Genomic DNA, 16,485 nt, shown 5'->3' on the forward strand with positions numbered 1-16,485 from the left:
GCCACGCGCCGCCGGAGCCGGGACGGGACGGAACGGGGCCGTTCTGAGCGGCGCCGTAGACTCCCCCTGTCGTTTCACAGGCAGGGGGAGTCATGGCAACGCTGCGTGAGCGGCTCGCCGACGAGGTGCCACTGGTCGCGGTGAGCTTCGGCGACGACGACGCCGAGCGGGACGCGGCCCGGGTCGGTGACCTGCGGGTCGACGTCGCCGAGCTGCGCGTCGACTGGTACTCCTCCGTGGAGCCCGACCACGTGCTCGACCGGGTGCGCCGGTTCCGCGGCCTGCCGACACTCGCCACGATCCGGTCGAAGGCCGAGGGCGGCTCCTGGCCGGGCGGCGAGGCCGAGCGGCTGCGGCTGTTCGAGGCGGTGCTGCCCGAGGTCGACGCCGTCGACGTCGAACTGTCGTCCGAGGAGATCCTGCCCGGAGTCGTCGCCGCCGCGCGCCGGCACGACCGGCTCGTCGTCGTGTCGTATCACGACTTCACCGGCACACCGCCGGCCGGACGGCTCACCGAGATCGTCGAGGGCGCGGCGGACGCCGGGGCCGATCTGGTGAAGATCAGCACGATGGCGCACGGCCCCGGCGATCTGCTGGCGCTGGCGGAGCTGCTCACGCGGCACAGCTCCCGGCGGCTGATCGTCATCGGCATGGGCGCCGAGGGCGCCGCGTCGCGGGTGTTCTTCCCGCTGCTGGGCTCGCGGATCACCTATTCGGCGATCGGCGGACGGTCGGCGCCCGGCCAGCTACCGTTCGACGAGACGGTGCGGCTGCTCGAGACGTTCTCCCCGCGGTTCGCGGAGCGGCGTCGTGACTGAACCGCGCCGCGACCCCTGGCGGGCCGTCCGCAAGTCCGTCGCGCAGGCGGTCGTGCTGTTCACGGTGGTCTACCTCTTCATCTTCGGCCGCGCCGCGCTCGGCCTCGGCCGCTCCCGGGACATCGAGCGCAGCACCGCCGCCTGGACGGTGTGGACGGCGGGGATCGTGCTGATGGTGGCCGGTTCCACGCTTGCGGTGCAGCTCCTGCGCGGCAAGGAGCCCGCAGCGACGGGGCGCCGGACGATCTGGTGGTGCGCCGGCCTGTGGGCGGCCGGGTTCGCGCTGGCATCGGTCTATTCGGCGATGGTGGCTCCGCCGACGCGGTGACCCGTGCCCACCCGCACAGCGAACCATCGACCGCCGTGGGCGGGAGGCCGGGATGTGCGCGGGAGCCCTATCTTCTGTGTCGAGCCGTCTGGCGCGATCCGCGATTCGGAGGAATCATGACCCAACCCCCGCCACCCGGCCCCGAGCAGCCGGCCCAGCCGCCGTTCCCGGGTCAGGGGCCCGCGGGCCCTCCGGTGCCCGTCGACCCGGCCGCGCCCGCCGGTGACCCGGCGCAGGCCTATTGGGCGGCGCAGGGCCAACCGGCGGCGCCGGAGGGATTCGGGCCGCCGAGCGGGTATGACCCCTCGGCGGGCTACCCCGTCTACTACCAGGCCGCGCCCACCGGCGGTTACGGCGTGCCGGTCTTCGGTCAGCAGGCCGGCTACGACCCGCTGATCAGCCCGGATTACGGCGGCTGGTGGAAGCGGGCGATGGCCGTGCTCAAGCCCGGCTGGAAGCTGTTCGCCGGGCTACAAGCCATCGGCGTCGTCATGTCGCTGCTGGTCGCCATCCCGCAGGCGCTCTACCTGCTGTACCTACAGGACCAGCTACCCCGGGCCAACGCGGACGGCACGATCACCACGACCGAGGTGGACCTCACCCCGTTTCTCGCCGTCTTCGGCATCACGGTCGTCGGGATCTTCCTGACCTTTCTGGTCCAGTTCGCCATCACGATCGCGAGCAACCACGTCGGCGTCTCGATCGCCGCCGGGTTGAAGCCGAGCCTCGGCACGTCGCTGTTGACGGCGGCGAAGCGGGTCTTTCCGCTGCTCGGCTGGCAGCTCCTGGCCGGCCTGATCGTCCTGGCCGGCATCTGCGCCTGTGTGTTGCCGGCGATCTACCTCGCCGCGGTGTTCATGGTGCTGCCGGCGGTGGTGACCTTCGAGCGGACCAACGTGATCAGCCGGTGCTTCCAGCTATTCCACCGCGACCTGGGCGCCTCGGTCAGCCGTATCGCGACGATCGCCGGCATCTCGATCGGCGTCGGCATCGTCGGCGCGATCATCGCGCAGGTGGTCCAGCTCGGGTTCGGTGGCACGCAGGCGCTGACCCCGGACTTCGAGACCGGGGGCCCGATGTTCACGACGACGGTTGTGGTCGGCATCGTCGTCAGCTCGGTCATCAGCAGTGTGCTGGCCGCGGCGGCCGCGGCGTTCACCGCGCCGCTCACCCTGACGGCCTACGCCGACCTGCGGTCCCGGGTCGAGACGCTGTCGACGGCGACCCTGGCCGCCGAGATCGGCATCGCCACGCCGTCGACGCCCGAGTGGGGTGCCCCGTCGGCCGTCTGACGCGCCGCGGATGAGCGGGGAGGTCACCTGTCCGGGCGGGTGTCTGTCGATCGCGGTCGCCGCTGGCCCCGGGCGGCGCGTTCCCGCTCGATCCCATGATCATGGGATCGAGCGGCCTGGCGGCGGATCGGGGCGCAGCGCGTGCCGGCCGGCACCCTCGGCGGCGACACCTCCGAGGCCCGCGCCCGAATTATCGGCCTTGTTCGGGTTGGCGGGGGCCGTCGGGCTGAACTTCGCGGCCTTGGTTGATCCCGCGTGAACGGGATATAGCCGCAGAACCTGTTCGTCGCCGGGTGACCACCCGGCTTCAGTTGGGGCAACAGGCGCTGGCCGCGGGGTGACCTGGGGAGTCTGTGTGGAACCTGTCAAGATTCGTCCGGCCGAGATGCGTCCGTGCGGGGCAGCACTAGACTCGGCGGGCATGAGTGCAGAAGAGATCGAGGCCGCGTCCCTGCTGAGCACGGTCCGCGAGCCCGGTGATCTCCGCAATCTGACCGGTGAGCAGCTCGATGTGCTGGCTGCCGAGATCCGCGACTTCCTCGTGGCGAAGGTCTCGCGCACCGGCGGTCACCTGGGGCCGAATCTGGGCGTGGTGGAGCTGACGCTCGCCCTGCACCGCGTGTTCGACTCCCCGAAGGACCGGCTCCTCTTCGACACCGGCCACCAGGCCTACGTTCACAAGATCGTTTCCGGCCGGCAGGACGGCTTCGACCTGCTCCGCCAGCGCGGCGGGCTCACGGGCTACCCGAGCCGCGCCGAGAGTGAGCACGACGTCATCGAGAACTCGCACGCCTCGACCGCCCTGTCCTATGCGGACGGTCTGTCGAAGGCGTTCGCGCTGCGCGGTGAGCCGCGTCACGTGGTCGCGGTCGTCGGCGACGGCGCCCTCACCGGCGGCATGTGCTGGGAGGCGCTCAACAACATCGCCGCGGCGAAGAACCCGGTCGTCATCGTCGTCAACGACAACGGCCGTTCGTACTCGCCGACGATCGGCGGCCTCGCCGACCACCTGTCGAACCTGCGACTCAACCCGAGCTACGAGAAAGTCCTCGACGTCGTCAAGGACTCCCTCGGCCGCACGCCGCTGGTCGGCCCGCCGCTCTACGAGGTGCTGCACGCCGTCAAGAAGGGCATCAAGGACGCCGTCGCGCCGCAGGCGATGTTCGAGGACCTCGGCATCAAATACGTCGGGCCGGTCGACGGCCACGACCGCGAGGCGGTCGAGTCGGCGCTGCGCAAGGCGAAGAACTTCGGCGGGCCGGTCATCGTCCACGCGGTCACCCGCAAGGGCTTCGGTTACCGCCCCGCCGAGGAGGACGAGGCCGACTGCCTGCACGGGCCGGGCGCGTTCGACATCGAGACCGGCAAGCTGCTCGCCCCCGCCTCGCTCAAGTGGACCGGCGTCTTCGCCGACGAGCTCGTCGCGATCGCTGACGAGCGGGCCGACATCGTCGGCATCACGGCCGCCATGGCCGAGCCGACCGGCATCGCCAAGCTGATGCGGAAGTACCCCGAGCGGGCGTACGACGTGGGCATCGCCGAGCAGCACGCGGCGACCTCCGCCGCCGGCCTCGCGATCGGCGGTCTCCACCCGGTCGTCGCCGTCTACGCGACCTTCCTCAACCGCGCCTTCGACCAGGTGCTGCTCGACGTCGCCATGCACAGGCTGCCGGTCACGTTCGTGCTCGACCGGGCCGGCGTCACCGGCCCCGACGGCCCCTCGCACTACGGCATCTGGGACATGTCGGTCTTCGGTGTCGTTCCCGGCCTGCGGCTCGCCGCGCCCCGTGACGCGCAGACCGTGCGCGAGGAGCTGCGCGAGGCCGTCGGCATCGAGGACGGGCCGACGATCCTGCGCTTCCCGACCGGTGCCGTCCCGGCCGACCTGCCGGCGCTGCGCCGCGTCGGCGGCGTCGACGGCTTCGGCGGGGTCGACGTGCTCGCCGAGCACGAGCGCAAGGACGTGCTGCTGGTGAGCGTCGGCGCGTTCGCCCACCTCGCGGTCGACGCGGCGGCCCGGCTCGCCGAGCAGGGCTACGGCGTCACCGTGGTCGACCCGCGCTGGGTCCGGCCGGTGCCCGTCGAGCTGGTCGGCCTGGCCCGGGAACACCGTCTGGTCGTCACCGTCGAGGACGGCGTGCGCACCGGCGGCGTCGGTGACGCGATCGCCAAGGCGCTGCGCGACGCCGACGTCTGGGTGCCGCTGCGCGACCTGGGCGTGCCGTTGGGCTGGCACCCGCACGGCTCCCGCACCGAGATCCTCGCCGACCTGGGCCTCACCGCCCAGGACGTCGCCCGCCAGGTGACCGAGTGGGTCAGCCGCCTCGACGACCAGACCCCGATCGCCGTGCCGTCGGCCACCCGCACCGGGCGATAGCGTCCGTCCTCCCGGTTGCCGGTCCGGCGGGGCGGCAACCGGGACGGCGTCGTGGGACTCTCTTCTCTGCGAGAAGGGGGATCCGTGCCGGACGCGATCATCGAGCTCGACCTCAGCACACCCTGGGAACCACCGGACCCGCCGCCCTCACCGCGGCGCCGCGCCTATCGGCGATGGCTCGCGTTCGCCGTCGTCGGGCTGGTCGCCGCCGGGGTGCTCGGCGCGGCGGCGCCCGGCCGGGACACCGGGCCGGTGCTCAGCGTCGACCAGCCGGTCCTCAGCATCGGACTGTCCGCGCGGCGGATCATCGTCAGCCGGTACGAGCAGGCGGCCCCGGTGGTCGAGGCACTGGACGTGCGTGACGGCGGCCGGCTCTGGTCGCGGCCGGTCTCGCGGGGGCAGCACGTCGGCTTCGTGACCGAGCACGTCGTCGCGCTGCTCACCGAGAGCGGGGACGAGAACGGGACGACCCAGACGCTGACGGCGCTCGACGCGGCCACCGGCGAACGGCTCTGGGAGCGCTCGCGGATCCAGGTGGCCGGGCGGACACCCGGCCGGTTCCTGGTCGAGGACATGACCGGTGTCACGCGCGACGACCGGGTCATGACCATCACCGACGACGCGCAGGACGCGCCGGTCAACGCCCCCGCCGAGCAGTACGAGCAGCGCTACCGGGCGCTCGATGAACGGACCGGTGCCGAGATCTGGTCGTTCGACGTGCCCGAGGGCTCGGTCACCTCCTTCGACTGGGAGAGCGGATACTGGGCAATCAAAGGCATCTCGGAGCTGAGCCCGGCCGGTGTCCTGCGGTTCCGCGACGTCACCACCGGCGCCGTCACCGTCACGCACCGGCTGGACTGGTCGGGCACGATCTCGGGCTTCGCCGTCGGCACGGCGCTGCCGGGCATCGCCGGCACCGCCGGCGGCCAGGTGCTGCTCTATGCGGCCGGCGAGCGCGGTGCCGACGTCCACGACCTGCGCACCGGCCGCCGGCTCTGGCACTGGGAGGCCAAGGACAGCCGCACGTACCACGGCCTCTTCCCGTGCGCCGGGGACCTGTACTGCGTGTGGGACAGCAACGGCACGGACGCGCTCGACGCGCACACCGGGCAGCCGGTCTGGCACGTCGACCGGTACAACATCGTCCTCCAGCGCGGCAACGGCACCCTGTTGCTCGGCAGATGGGACGAGAAGGGGCCGTTCTCCAGCATCGCCGCGACCGTCGACGGGCGCACCGGCCGGGTCCTGCGGCGGTACGAGGGGTGGTACCTCCTCCAGAGCCAGGGCATCGGCCCGCTCGTCGTCTGGAGACAGGCGGACGGGCGCGGCGCCCTGCTCGGTGTCCTGGACGCGCGCTCCGGCCGGGTCACGGTCTTCGGCCGGGCCACCGACTGGTTCGGTTCGCCGGCCTGCGTGGCGGCCGGCGACGATCTGGTCTGCTCGGGCGTCGGCGGCCTCACGGTGTGGAAGCTCCCATGATCATGGGGTCAGGCGGCATGGCGGCGGATCCGAGCCATGCGCCCGGATTATCGGTCTTGGCCAGGTTGACAAGGGGCTGTTGGGCTTTGCTTCGCGGCCCTGCTTGATCATCGAGCTCGATCTCGCGACACCCCGGGAGCCGCCGGCGGCCCTGTCCGTCTGGAGGCTGCCACCGACCCGTCGTCATCAGCACAATGGACGCGTGCCGGTCAGCACGGTCACCATCGACCTGGGTGTGGTCGACGACGGCTGGGCCGCGGAGGTCGACGCCCGCCCCGCCGGGTTGCCCCGCGGGTGGGGACTGCTGGCCGCGGCCGCCCTGGTGCTGTCGCTCGCCTCGGCGGTACCGCTGCCGGAACCACCGCACGAGGTCACCCGGCAGCCGCTGCGAAACGGGCAGTTCCACCTGACCGGCGGGGCGCTGTTCGTGCTCGAGAGCGACCGCACCCCGACCCCGGTCGAGGCGTTCGACGCGGCCGACGGCAGCACCCGGTGGACGTACACGCCGGACGGCCTGTCGACCCTGTCGTTCGTCACCACCGACGGCGACCTCGCCGTGCTGTCGCCCGACCTGTGCCGGTCCGGGGTCACCGGCACCACGTTCGCGGTCGACCTGCGCACCGGGTGGGAACGCTGGCACGCGACCGGCGTCCCGGTCCGCACCCCGCCCGGCGTCGCCGGGACCGTCGTGCTGCGCAGCCTGTGGTCCGACGGGTGCGGCGCACTGGCCGCCAACACCCCGATCGCGGGCACGCTGCGCTGGCAGGCGATCGACGGCGCGGGCCGCACGCTGTGGGAGGTGCCGGTGGAGCCCGGCACCCGCGTCGCGGTCGACACCGCCGAGCAGGGCGCCGCGTGGGCCGCGCTGCTCGACAAGCAGGGCGGGATGAGCATCGTGGACTTCGCGACCGGCGCGCGGTCCTCGCCCGTGCCCGGCGTCTTCGCCGGCGACCTGTTCGCCGTGGCCGGCGACCTGCTGATCGTCGCCGGCTGGGACGCCTCCGGCACGGTCCTCACCGCCTACGGCCGTGACTTCCGGCGGCGCTGGGAGTCACACGTGCCGACCGGCCCGGCGTCCGGCCGGACGGACCGGCTGACCGTCCGGCCGTGCGCGGGTGCGCTGTGTGTCACCGGCCAGCGCACGGCGGTGCTGGACTCGGCGACAGGGGTGCTGTTGTGGACCGCGTCCGGCCGGCCCCCGCTGACCGCGGTGCCCGGCGGCCTGCTGGCGGCGCCGGCGGTGGGCAGGGTCGCGCTGCTGGATCCGGCGACCGGACTCGCGGCGACCGAGCTGCGGGGCTGGGACGTGCTCGGCATCGACGGCGCGCGGATGCTGCTGGGCCTCCAGTCCCCGGACGGCACGCTGCTGGCCTGGTCCGCGGGGCCGGAGGTGACCCCGTTCGCGACGGTGGAGGGCCGGCTCGTGGGGTGCGAGCTCGACGCCGCGCTGGTGGCCTGTCGCACGGCGGCGGACGAGGTGCTGCTGCTGCGCCTCCCGGTGGCCTGACGGCGGCGGCGGAGCGCTCCTGCGGGGAACCTGAACCGGGGGTGACTCGTCGGGGCCGATCCGCGGCGGCCGCCGTCGTGCCCGGCCGGCGGGGGACTCGGTACATCTGGGGCGGTTGCCGGGGTCCTAGGCTTGTTCACGCGGACTTCACGTCCGGTGGACGAGACTGGCCCGATTCCGGGTGGGGGGAACAGCGTGCGTGTGCTGGTGATCGAAGACGAGCAGAGCCTTGCCGACGCGATCGTTCGCGGGCTGCGCAGGCAGGGAATGGCCGTCGACGTCGCCTACGACGGCACCGCGGGGCACGAGATGGCCATGGTGACGCGATACGACGTGGTCGTCCTCGACCGGGACCTGCCCGGCACCCACGGCGACGAGATCTGCGCCGACCTGGTCGCCTCCGGCGCGCTCACCCGGGTCATCATGCTCACCGCGAGCGGCAGCGTGGCCGACCGGGTCGAGGGCCTCCAGATCGGCGCCGACGACTACCTGCCCAAGCCGTTCGACTTCAGCGAGCTCGTCGCCCGGGTGCAGGCGCTCGGCCGCCGGGCCACGCCCGCCGCGCCGCCGGTGCTCACCATCGGCGATCTCGTGCTCGACCAGGCCAAGCGGGTCGCCACCCGCGGTGGCCAGCCGCTCGACCTCACCCGCAAGGAGTTCGGGCTGCTGGAGGAGCTGCTCAAGGCGCGCGGCGCGGTCGTGTCCAGCGAGGAGCTGCTGGAGCGGGTCTGGGACGCCAACGCCGACCCGTTCACCACGACGGTACGGGTGACGATGATGACGCTGCGCAAGAAGCTGGGTGACCCGGCGCTCATCGAGACCGTCGTCGGCGCCGGATACCGCACCAGGGAACCACAATGACGATCTACGACGCGCGCCGCGCGGCCTTCTTCCGGCCCACTCTGCGGCTGCGGCTCACCCTCCTCAACGGCATCCTGCTGGTGGGCGCCGGCCTGGTGCTGGTCGTTCTGGCGTACATCCTGGTGGACGGTGCCATGAAGCCGGCCGACCAGTTGCAACCCGGCACCCGGGTGGTGCTGGAGAACGGCACCGAGGTCGACGCTCGGCAGTGGCAGACCGAGCTGGTCGACGCCGCCGAGTGGGAGCTGCTGACCCGGGGCAGCCTGGCGCTGCTGCTCATCGGCGCGGTCGGGGTGGCCGGCGCCTACGTGGTCGCCGGGCGGGCCCTGCGGCCCCTGCAGAAGGTGACCACGACCGCGCAGCGGCTGTCCGGGGAGACCCTCGACGCGCGGATCAACTACGACGGGGCCGACGACGAGGTCTCCGAGCTGGCCAAGACGTTCGACGCGATGCTCGACCGAATAGCCGAGGCGTTCGAGACCCAGAAACGGTTCGTCGCGAACGCCTCACACGAGCTTCGCACGCCGCTCGCCGTCATGCGCACCGAGGTCGACGTCACGCTCGACGACCCGGAGGCCGACGTCGATGAGTACCGGCGGATGGCGACCGTGGTGCGCGACGCGTCGATGCGGGCCAACGCGCTGGTCGAGTCGCTGCTGCTGCTCGCGCGGACCGAGGCGCAGGCGGGCCGGCGGCTCGGCCGCAAGGTCGGCACCGACCTGGCGACCGGCGTGGCGGTGGCGATGTCCGCGATGGGCAAGGAGATCAAGCGGCTCAACCTGGACGTGCGCACCGATCTCGCGCCGGCCAACGTCGTCGGCGACCCGGGCCTGCTGGACCGCCTCGCCGGCAACCTCATCGAGAACGCGGTCCGCTACAACCACCTCGGCGGCCGGGTGTGGGTGCGCACCGGCACCGACGAGACCCTGGCGTGGCTGGTGGTCGGCAACACCGGGTTCGAGGTCGACGCGGCCGACGTCCCGGTGCTGTTCGAGCCCTTCCGCCGTGGCGGGCGGGAGCGCACCGGCGCGCGTGGATCGGGCCTCGGCCTGTCGATCGTTCGGGCGGTCTGCGACGCGCACGGCGGCGGCGTCAGCGCGGTCGCGCTGGAGGGCGGCGGCCTGGAGGTGACGGTGAGCCTGCCGGCGGCGGCGGTCACGCCGTTGCTCTCCGGAACGGCAACGGTGCCGATCGCGACCGAGCGCCCAGCCGCCTGAGCAACCCCTCTCCACCCCACCCTCTTTCTGCGTCGATCTTGCAGTTATGGTGCCGCGACACTCCCCGAATGCCCGGTTTGTCAGGCACCACAACTGCAAGATCGACGCAGAAAAGCGGGGGTGATCGCGGGCACAACTGCTCAAGGCTGGGGTGGGGGGCCGATCTTCTGCCTATAGGTGGGGATCAGGGGGAGGAGCCACGGATGCGGCTGCGCGGTTGGCTCGTCGTGGGGCGTCAGCGCGGCGCTTCTGCTGGGCATCGGCGCCGTCGGCATCTCCGTGAACCGTTCCGCGCTCCGGGCCGCCGAGACCGTCCACCGGGCCGACACGCTGGCGCTGACCACCAACAACGGCGGCCTCGCGGAGCAGTTGCTGCTGGTGTCCGCGAAGGAGCTCAGCGACTTCGCGATCGGACACCCGCTGTCGCTGACGCGCGGGCTCCGGATCAGCCGATCGGGGCGCCGTGGGTGCGCATGAACGGCAGCGGGTCGATGGCGTTGTGCGGGCCGGTCGGCGGCGCGTTGACGTGCACCTCGTAGTGCAGGTGCGGCGCCGAGGAGTTGCCCGAGCTGCCGACGTAGCCGATGATCTGGCCCGCCGCCACCTTCTGGCCCGGCTCCACCACCGCGCGGCGCACCATGTGGCAGTACAGCGTCGACATGCCGCCCGGGTGCTGGAGCTTCACGTACCAGCCGCAGCCCCGGACCGAGGCGCTGCCGGGCCGGTCGCAGCTCTGGCCGGCCTCGATGTTGCACACCACCTCGACCACCGTCCCCGCCGACGCGGCGCGGATCGGGGTGCCGGTGAACGCCATGATGTCGACGCCGATGTGGTTGGGGTTGCGTGCGGTCCGGAAGCCCGGCCGGGCCGAGAACCCGGGCAGCGGGCTGACCCACTGCTCGCCCGGCGCGGCGGTGACCGGAGCGGCCGGCGGTGCCGCGGCCGGGCACGCCGGTGGCGTGGCGCCGCGCCGCACGTACGCGTCGGAAACGTAGGTCCCGGAGGGCAGCCGGTTCCACATCGGCGTGGTGCGGACCAGGCCGGCGATGTTCTCCCCGCGCACCTGGCACACCAGCGTCAGCGGCGTGCCGTCGGGCAGCGCCGAGATCAGCCGTGCACCGTGCGCGGGGCCGGTGCGGGCCTTCAGCGGGATCGAGCCGCTCGCCACGGTGCCCGTGGTGGTACCGGCCGCGGCACCGGCAGCCGGTGCCGCGGCCGCGGGTGCCGTGTCGCACGGCGGTGGCGCCTGCTGAGGGCGGCCGATCCACGCGTCGGAGACGTACGAACCGTCGCTCAGCCGGTCCCACCGGTCGGTGACGCGGACGCTGCCCTGGTTGATGAGCTGGCCGCGCACCTGGCAGACGATGGTCACCGGCGAGCCGTGCGGCAGCGTGCGCAGCGGTGCGGTCCAGACCGCGGCGCCGGCGCGGACGTTGAGCGGTCGCTTCGGTGAGACGACGGTCGCCGCCTGGGCCGCCTGCGCCTCGACGGCCGGCAGCAACGCGCCGACGAGCACAGCGGCCAGCAGAACGATTTTGCGCATGGTGCACCCCCGTGGCCGGAACGAGCCGTGCGGCCGGGGGGACCGCGCGCGAACCCCGCCAACGCTAAGCGCCGGCGGGGTCCGATGCGGGTGGTTCGGTCGATATTCCCTCGTATGAGGGGTTACGGGGTGTTCGCCACTCCCGGGGGCAGGAACCGGGATCCGGTCACCTTCTCCGAGACGCCCTCCCGGTCCAGGTACGGCGTCACACCGCCCAGGTGGAACGGCCAGCCGGCGCCCAGGATCATGCACAGGTCGATGTCGCGCGCGTCGGCGACGACGCCCTCGTCGAGCATGAGCCGGATCTCCTGCGCCAGGGCTTCGGTGGCCCGCTCCCGCAGTTCCTCCGCGGTGGACGGCCGGTCGCCGACCTCCAGCAGGGCGAGCACCTCCGGGTCGGGGTTGCCGTCGGCGTCGGTGAAGCCGCGCTTGCCCGCGCCGACCACCTTCGCCAGGTTGGGCGACACGCCGAAGCGGGCGGGGAACGCGTGGTGCAGCGTCTCGGCGACGTGGTGCGCGACGGCCGGGCCGACCATGGTGAGCAGCGCCATCGGCCGCATCGGCAGGCCGAGCGGGTCGAGCGCCGAGTCGGCGACGTCGATCGGGGTGCCCTCGTCGACGGACGACGTCACCACGCCGAGGAAGCGGGTCAGCAGGCGGTTGACGACGAACGCCGGCGCGTCCTTCACGAGCACCGCGGACTTCTTCAGCGCCTTGCCGACGGCGAACGCGGTGGCCAGGGTCGCGTCGTCGGTCCGCGCCGCCCGGACGATCTCCAGCAACGGCATCATGGCGACCGGGTTGAAGAAGTGCAGCCCGACCACGCGCTCCGGGTGAGCCAGGTCGGCCGCCTGCTCGGTGACCGACAGCGACGAGGTGTTGGTCGCCAGGACGCAGTCGTCGCGGACGATCTTCTCGATCTCGGCCCAGACCTGCTTCTTGACCTTCAGGTCCTCGAACACGGCCTCCAGCACGAGGTCGGCGTCGGCGAACGCGGCCTTGTCGACCGAGCCGCTGACGAGCCCCCGGTACTTCGCCGCCTTGCCCGGGTCGAGCCGCCGCTTCGACACCAGCTTGTCGATCTCGGCCTGGACGTAGCCGACACCCTTGTCGACGCGCTCCTGGTCGAGGTCGGTCAGCACGACCGGTACCTCCAGGCGGCGCACGAACAGCAGCGCGAGCTGGGAGGCCATGAGGCCGGCGCCGACGATGCCGACCTTGTTGACGTCGCGCGCCAGGCCCTTGTCCGGGGCGCCGGCCGGCCGCTTCGCGCGCCGCTGCACCAGGTCGAAGGCGTAGAGGCTGGCCCGCGCCTGGTCGCCCATGACGAGGTCGGCGAGGGCCTCGTCCTCGGCGGCGGTGCCGTCCTCGAACGACGCCTCCTTGGCCAGCGCCAGCAGCTCCAGGGCACGGTTCGCGCTGTTGACCGCGCCGTGCAGCCGCTCGTCGAGCTGTTGCCTGGCGAAGAACAGCACGCCGTCCCACATCTCCCGGTCGATCTCCGGCCGGGTCACGGTGACCGTGCCGTCGACGACGCCCTCGGCCCACTCCAGCGAGCGTTCGAGGTAGTCCGCCGGCTCGAAGATCGCGTCGGCGATGCCCAGCTCGTGCGCCTGCGCCGGCTTGAGCTGCTGCTGGGTGAGCGGGTTCTGCAGGATGACCTGCGCGGCCGCGGCGATGCCGATGAGGTTGGGCAGCAGTTGCGTGCCGCCCCAGCCGGGCACCAGGCCGATCGCGACCTCGGGCAGGGCGAGCGCCGCGGCGCCGCTGCTCACGGTGCGGTAGTGGCAGTGCAGGGCGACCTCGAGCCCGCCGCCCATCGCCGCGCCGTTGACGAACGCGAAGGTCGGCACGGTGGAGTCGCGGAGTTTCCGGAAGACGCGGTGGCCGTACCGTCCGAGCTCCAGCGCCTGCTCGCGGGAGGTCAGCAGCGGCATGCCGGTGATGTCCGCGCCGACGCAGAAGATGTACGGCTTGCCGGTCAGCGCGATGAACTTGGGCCGCGCCGCGACGGCCTCGTCGATCGCCGCTTCCAGGCTGGCCAGGCCGCCGGGGCCGAACGAGTTCGGCTTGGTGTGGTCGAAGCCGTTGTCGAGCGTGATGAGCGCGGCCCGCTCGCGGCTCGGCAGCGTCACGAAGCGCAGCAGCGCCCTGGTCACGACCTCGTTCGGGTTCTGGATCGCCGTGGTCACTTGTCGCCCTTCCAGTTGGGGTTCTCCCAGATCACGGATGCGCCCATGCCGATGCCGACGCACATGGCGGTCAGGCCGTACCGCACCTCGGGGTGCTCGGCGAACTGCCGCGACAACTGCGTCATCAGCCGCACGCCCGAGGAGGCGAGCGGGTGGCCCACGGCGATCGCGCCGCCCCAAGGATTGACCCGCGGGTCGTCGTCGGCGATGCCGAAGTGGTCGAGGAACGCGAGTACCTGCACCGCGAACGCCTCGTTGAGCTCGAACAGGCCGACGTCCTCGATGGTGAGGCCGGCCCGGCTCAGCGCCTTCTCGGTCGCCGGGACGGGGCCGTAGCCCATGACCTCGGGCTCGACGCCGACGAAGCCGTACGACACCAGGCGCATGCCGACCGGCAGGCCCAGCTCCCGCGCGACGTCCTCGGCGGCGATGATCGCGGCGGTGGCACCGTCGTTGAGGCCGGCCGCGTTGCCCGCGGTCACCTTGCCGTGCGGGCGGAACGGCGTCTTGAGCGTGGCGAGCTTCGCCAGGCTGGTCTCGCGCGGCGCCTCGTCGACGGTCGCCAGGCCCCAGCCGGCCTCCGGGTCGCGGGTGGCGATGCTGACCAGGTCGGGCTGGAGCTTGCCGGCCTGATACGCGGCGGCGGTCTTGACCTGCGACGCATAGCCGAACCGGTCGGCCCGCTCCTTGGTGATGCCGGGCAGGCGGTCGTGCAGATTTTCCGCGGTCGAGCCCATGACCAGCGCGGACGGGTCGACCAGCTTCTCCGCCAGGATGCGCGGGTTGGGGTCGACGCCCTCACCCATCGGGTGACGGCCCATGTGCTCGACACCGCCGGCGATGGCAACGTCGTAGGCGCCGAAGGCGATGCCGCCGGCGACGGTGGTCACCGCGGTCAGGGCACCGGCGCACATGCGGTCGATGGCGTAGCCGGGGACGGTCTTGGGCAGCCCGGCCAGCAGGGCCGCGGTGCGCCCGATGGTCAGGCCCTGGTCGCCGGTCTGCGTCGTGGCGGCGATGGCGACCTCGTCGACCCGCTCGGGCGGCAACTGCGGGTTTCGCCGCAGCAGTTCCCGGATGCAGCGGATGACGAGATCGTCGGCGCGGGTGTTGGCATACATCCCACCGGCCTTGCCGAACGGGGTGCGCACGCCGTCGACGAAGACGACGTCGCGGACGGGACGGGGCACGGGAGTCCTCCTAGCAACGAGTTGCGCCCAATGTTACTCGCCAGTAAGTGTCGGCGGGCAGTGGACCGGACCACATCCCCGGGACGCGAACAACGGCACGCGCCCGCTCGAGAGTGTTCACTCGGAGCGGGCGCGTGCCGTACGGAAGGCTCAGGCCGGGAGGCGCAGTGCCGCGGTCAGGCCCGGCGTCACCAGCGCCACCTGCCACGGCCGTGCGCCGTAGCCGGCCAGCACCGCCGCCACCGCCTCCTCCGTCAACTCCTCCGGAGGGGACCAGGCCAGACGGCGTACCGAATCCGGGGCTATGAGGTTTTCCGGCGGCACCCGATGTGCCGTCGCCAAGCCTGTCACCACCTCGCGGCACCGGGCCAGGCGCGCCGCGGCCGCCGGGTCGCGCTCGGCCCAGCGATGCGGCGGGGGAGGGCCCTCCGACGGCGGGGTCGTGGGCAGTGCCTTGTCCGCCAGGGCACGGGCGTCGGACAGCGCGGTGAGCCAGGTCGGCGCCAGGCGGCGCACCGAGCGGCCGCCGAAGCCGGCCAGAGCCAGCAGGCTGCGCTCGTCCTTCGGATCCGCCTCGGCGGCGGCGATGATGGCGGCGTCGGCCAGGACGCGGCCGGGGGAGGCGTCGCGCCGCTGCGCGATCTCGTCCCGGGCCTGCCAGAGCGCCCGCACCCGGGCCAGGGCGCGCGCACCGCGGACCCGGTGGATGCCCGACGTGCGGCGCCACGGGTCGGCGCGGACCCGCGGCGGGTCGCCGGCCGAGGCCACCAGCGCCGCGAACTCCTGCTTGGCCCATTCGGTCTTGTCCTGCTGGTGTAGTTCCTCGGTCAGGGTGTCGCGTAGCTGGAGCAGCAGCTCGACGTCGAGTGCTGCATACGTCAACCAGGAGGCCGGCAGCGGTCGGGTGGACCAGTCCGCCGCCGAGTGATGCTTCTCCAGCGTGTAGCCCAGCAGCGACTCGGTCAGCGCGGCCAGGCCGACCCGCTCGAACCCGCACAACCTCGCGGCGAGTTCGGTGTCGAACAGTCGGGTGGGGCGCAGCCCAAGCTCGGTGAGACAGGGCAGGTCCTGACTGGCGGCGTGCAGGACCCACTCCGTCGGGGAGATCACCTCGTCGAGCTCGGGCAACTGGCCGAAGGGCAGCGGATCGATGAGCACGGTGCCCGCGCCGGCACGGCGCAGTTGAACAAGGTACGCGCGATGCGTGTACCGGTAGCCGGAGGCGCGCTCGGCGTCGACGGCCACCGGGCCGGTGCCCTGGGCGAAGCGCTCGACGGCGCGCGCCAGCTCGGCCCGGTCGACGATCGGGTCGGGTGTCCCGTCTCGGGGGGCGGTCAGCAGGACGGGCTCGGTCTTGTCGTCCGGTTTGTCCGGACTGTCTGGCTCCTCGTCCCGACGCCGCGCGGGGGGTTCGTCGGTCACGCGACCACGGTACGTTGCGCCGCAGGCGCGCCGGTGCAGCCGGTCCGGCGCGTCGGGTTGTTGGGACCTTCCCGCGACCTTGATATGGGTCAGACAGGCGCCCGCGTCAACCGGTACGGTCGCGTGCGCAGGACAACCGGTCCTGTCGGCAGGTTGCTTCTGTCCAGAGGTTGCCTCGGAGGTCGCGAGGCTTGTGCTGGCCGTCTAGGGTGAGGCCGACCGATGACGTTGCGACATGGCTGCCTGCGGGTGGGCACAC

Annotated in this window: 13 protein-coding genes; 9 read left to right on the forward strand and 4 right to left on the reverse strand. The window is 72.6% G+C overall.

Going from position 1 to position 16,485, the window contains the following annotated elements; translation table 11 throughout:
- Nucleotides 1–92: 92 nt before the first annotated feature.
- The 9 genes from aroD to Drose_RS09010 all read left to right on the forward strand — a co-directional run bounded on the left by aroD (nucleotide 93) and on the right by Drose_RS09010 (nucleotide 10,356).
- Entirely contained in the window at nucleotides 93–818 is a 726-nt protein-coding gene (gene aroD / locus Drose_RS08970) for a type I 3-dehydroquinate dehydratase (RefSeq protein ID WP_260727707.1), read from the forward strand.
- Nucleotides 811–1,146 carry a hypothetical protein gene (locus Drose_RS08975; protein WP_260727708.1) on the forward strand — a complete coding sequence of 112 codons (336 nt, stop codon included), beginning with the start codon at nucleotides 811–813 and terminating at the stop codon, nucleotides 1,144–1,146. Before aroD ends, Drose_RS08975 begins: the two co-directional genes overlap by 8 nt.
- 116 nt (nucleotides 1,147–1,262) lie before the next feature.
- Nucleotides 1,263–2,438, forward strand: a complete 1,176-nt coding sequence (locus Drose_RS08980; RefSeq protein ID WP_260727709.1) for a hypothetical protein — start codon at nucleotides 1,263–1,265, stop codon at nucleotides 2,436–2,438.
- 421 nt (nucleotides 2,439–2,859) lie between these two features.
- A complete protein-coding gene (gene dxs, locus Drose_RS08985) occupies nucleotides 2,860–4,815 on the forward strand; it encodes a 1-deoxy-D-xylulose-5-phosphate synthase (protein WP_260727710.1) in 1,956 nt (651 codons plus the stop codon).
- 84 nt (nucleotides 4,816–4,899) lie between these two features.
- Nucleotides 4,900–6,294, forward strand: a complete 1,395-nt coding sequence (locus Drose_RS08990) for an outer membrane protein assembly factor BamB family protein (protein WP_260727711.1) — start codon at nucleotides 4,900–4,902, stop codon at nucleotides 6,292–6,294.
- 202 nt (nucleotides 6,295–6,496) lie between these two features.
- Nucleotides 6,497–7,801, forward strand: a complete 1,305-nt coding sequence (locus Drose_RS08995) for a PQQ-binding-like beta-propeller repeat protein (protein WP_260727712.1) — start codon at nucleotides 6,497–6,499, stop codon at nucleotides 7,799–7,801.
- 195 nt (nucleotides 7,802–7,996) lie between these two features.
- Nucleotides 7,997–8,662 carry a response regulator transcription factor gene (locus Drose_RS09000; protein ID WP_260727713.1) on the forward strand — a complete coding sequence of 222 codons (666 nt, stop codon included), beginning with the start codon at nucleotides 7,997–7,999 and terminating at the stop codon, nucleotides 8,660–8,662.
- Complete coding sequence (locus Drose_RS09005) at nucleotides 8,659–9,879, forward strand: sensor histidine kinase (RefSeq protein ID WP_260727714.1); 1,221 nt, start codon at nucleotides 8,659–8,661, stop codon at nucleotides 9,877–9,879. Before Drose_RS09000 ends, Drose_RS09005 begins: the two co-directional genes overlap by 4 nt.
- A 177-nt stretch (nucleotides 9,880–10,056) precedes the next feature.
- Entirely contained in the window at nucleotides 10,057–10,356 is a 300-nt protein-coding gene (locus Drose_RS09010) for a hypothetical protein (protein ID WP_260727715.1), read from the forward strand.
- Here Drose_RS09010 and Drose_RS09015 read toward each other — a convergent pair.
- The 4 genes from Drose_RS09015 to Drose_RS09030 form a co-directional block, all read right to left on the reverse strand.
- A complete protein-coding gene (locus Drose_RS09015) occupies nucleotides 10,325–11,422 on the reverse strand; it encodes a peptidoglycan DD-metalloendopeptidase family protein (RefSeq protein WP_260727716.1) in 1,098 nt (365 codons plus the stop codon). The two genes, Drose_RS09010 and Drose_RS09015, sit on opposite strands and share 32 nt — an antisense overlap.
- Before the next feature lie 122 nt (nucleotides 11,423–11,544).
- On the reverse strand, nucleotides 11,545–13,614 hold the full coding sequence (locus tag Drose_RS09020) for a 3-hydroxyacyl-CoA dehydrogenase NAD-binding domain-containing protein (protein ID WP_260727717.1): 2,070 nt from the start codon (nucleotides 13,612–13,614) through the stop codon (nucleotides 11,545–11,547).
- Nucleotides 13,611–14,804 (reverse strand): thiolase family protein, encoded by a 1,194-nt coding sequence (locus Drose_RS09025; RefSeq protein WP_260727718.1) that lies wholly within the window; start codon nucleotides 14,802–14,804, stop codon nucleotides 13,611–13,613. The genes Drose_RS09020 and Drose_RS09025 overlap by 4 nt, the downstream gene beginning before the upstream one ends.
- A gap of 150 nt (nucleotides 14,805–14,954) precedes the next feature.
- Nucleotides 14,955–16,226 (reverse strand): HRDC domain-containing protein, encoded by a 1,272-nt coding sequence (locus Drose_RS09030; RefSeq protein WP_260727719.1) that lies wholly within the window; start codon nucleotides 16,224–16,226, stop codon nucleotides 14,955–14,957.
- Between the last annotated feature and the right edge of the window lie 259 nt (nucleotides 16,227–16,485).

This window comes from Dactylosporangium roseum (assembly GCF_025264685.1).
GTDB lineage: Bacteria > Actinomycetota > Actinomycetes > Mycobacteriales > Micromonosporaceae > Dactylosporangium > Dactylosporangium roseum.

Bases quoted from the DNA above. Each gene is read 5' to 3' on its own strand.
- Drose_RS09005 (WP_260727714.1), top strand. From the start codon at position 8,659: ATGACGATCTACGACGCGCGCCGCGCGGCCTTCTTCCGGCCCACTCTG.
- Drose_RS09015 (WP_260727716.1), bottom strand. From the start codon at position 11,422: ATGCGCAAAATCGTTCTGCTGGCCGCTGTGCTCGTCGGCGCGTTGCTG.
- Drose_RS08980 (WP_260727709.1), top strand. From the start codon at position 1,263: ATGACCCAACCCCCGCCACCCGGCCCCGAGCAGCCGGCCCAGCCGCCG.
- aroD (WP_260727707.1), top strand. From the start codon at position 93: ATGGCAACGCTGCGTGAGCGGCTCGCCGACGAGGTGCCACTGGTCGCG.
- dxs (WP_260727710.1), top strand. From the start codon at position 2,860: ATGAGTGCAGAAGAGATCGAGGCCGCGTCCCTGCTGAGCACGGTCCGC.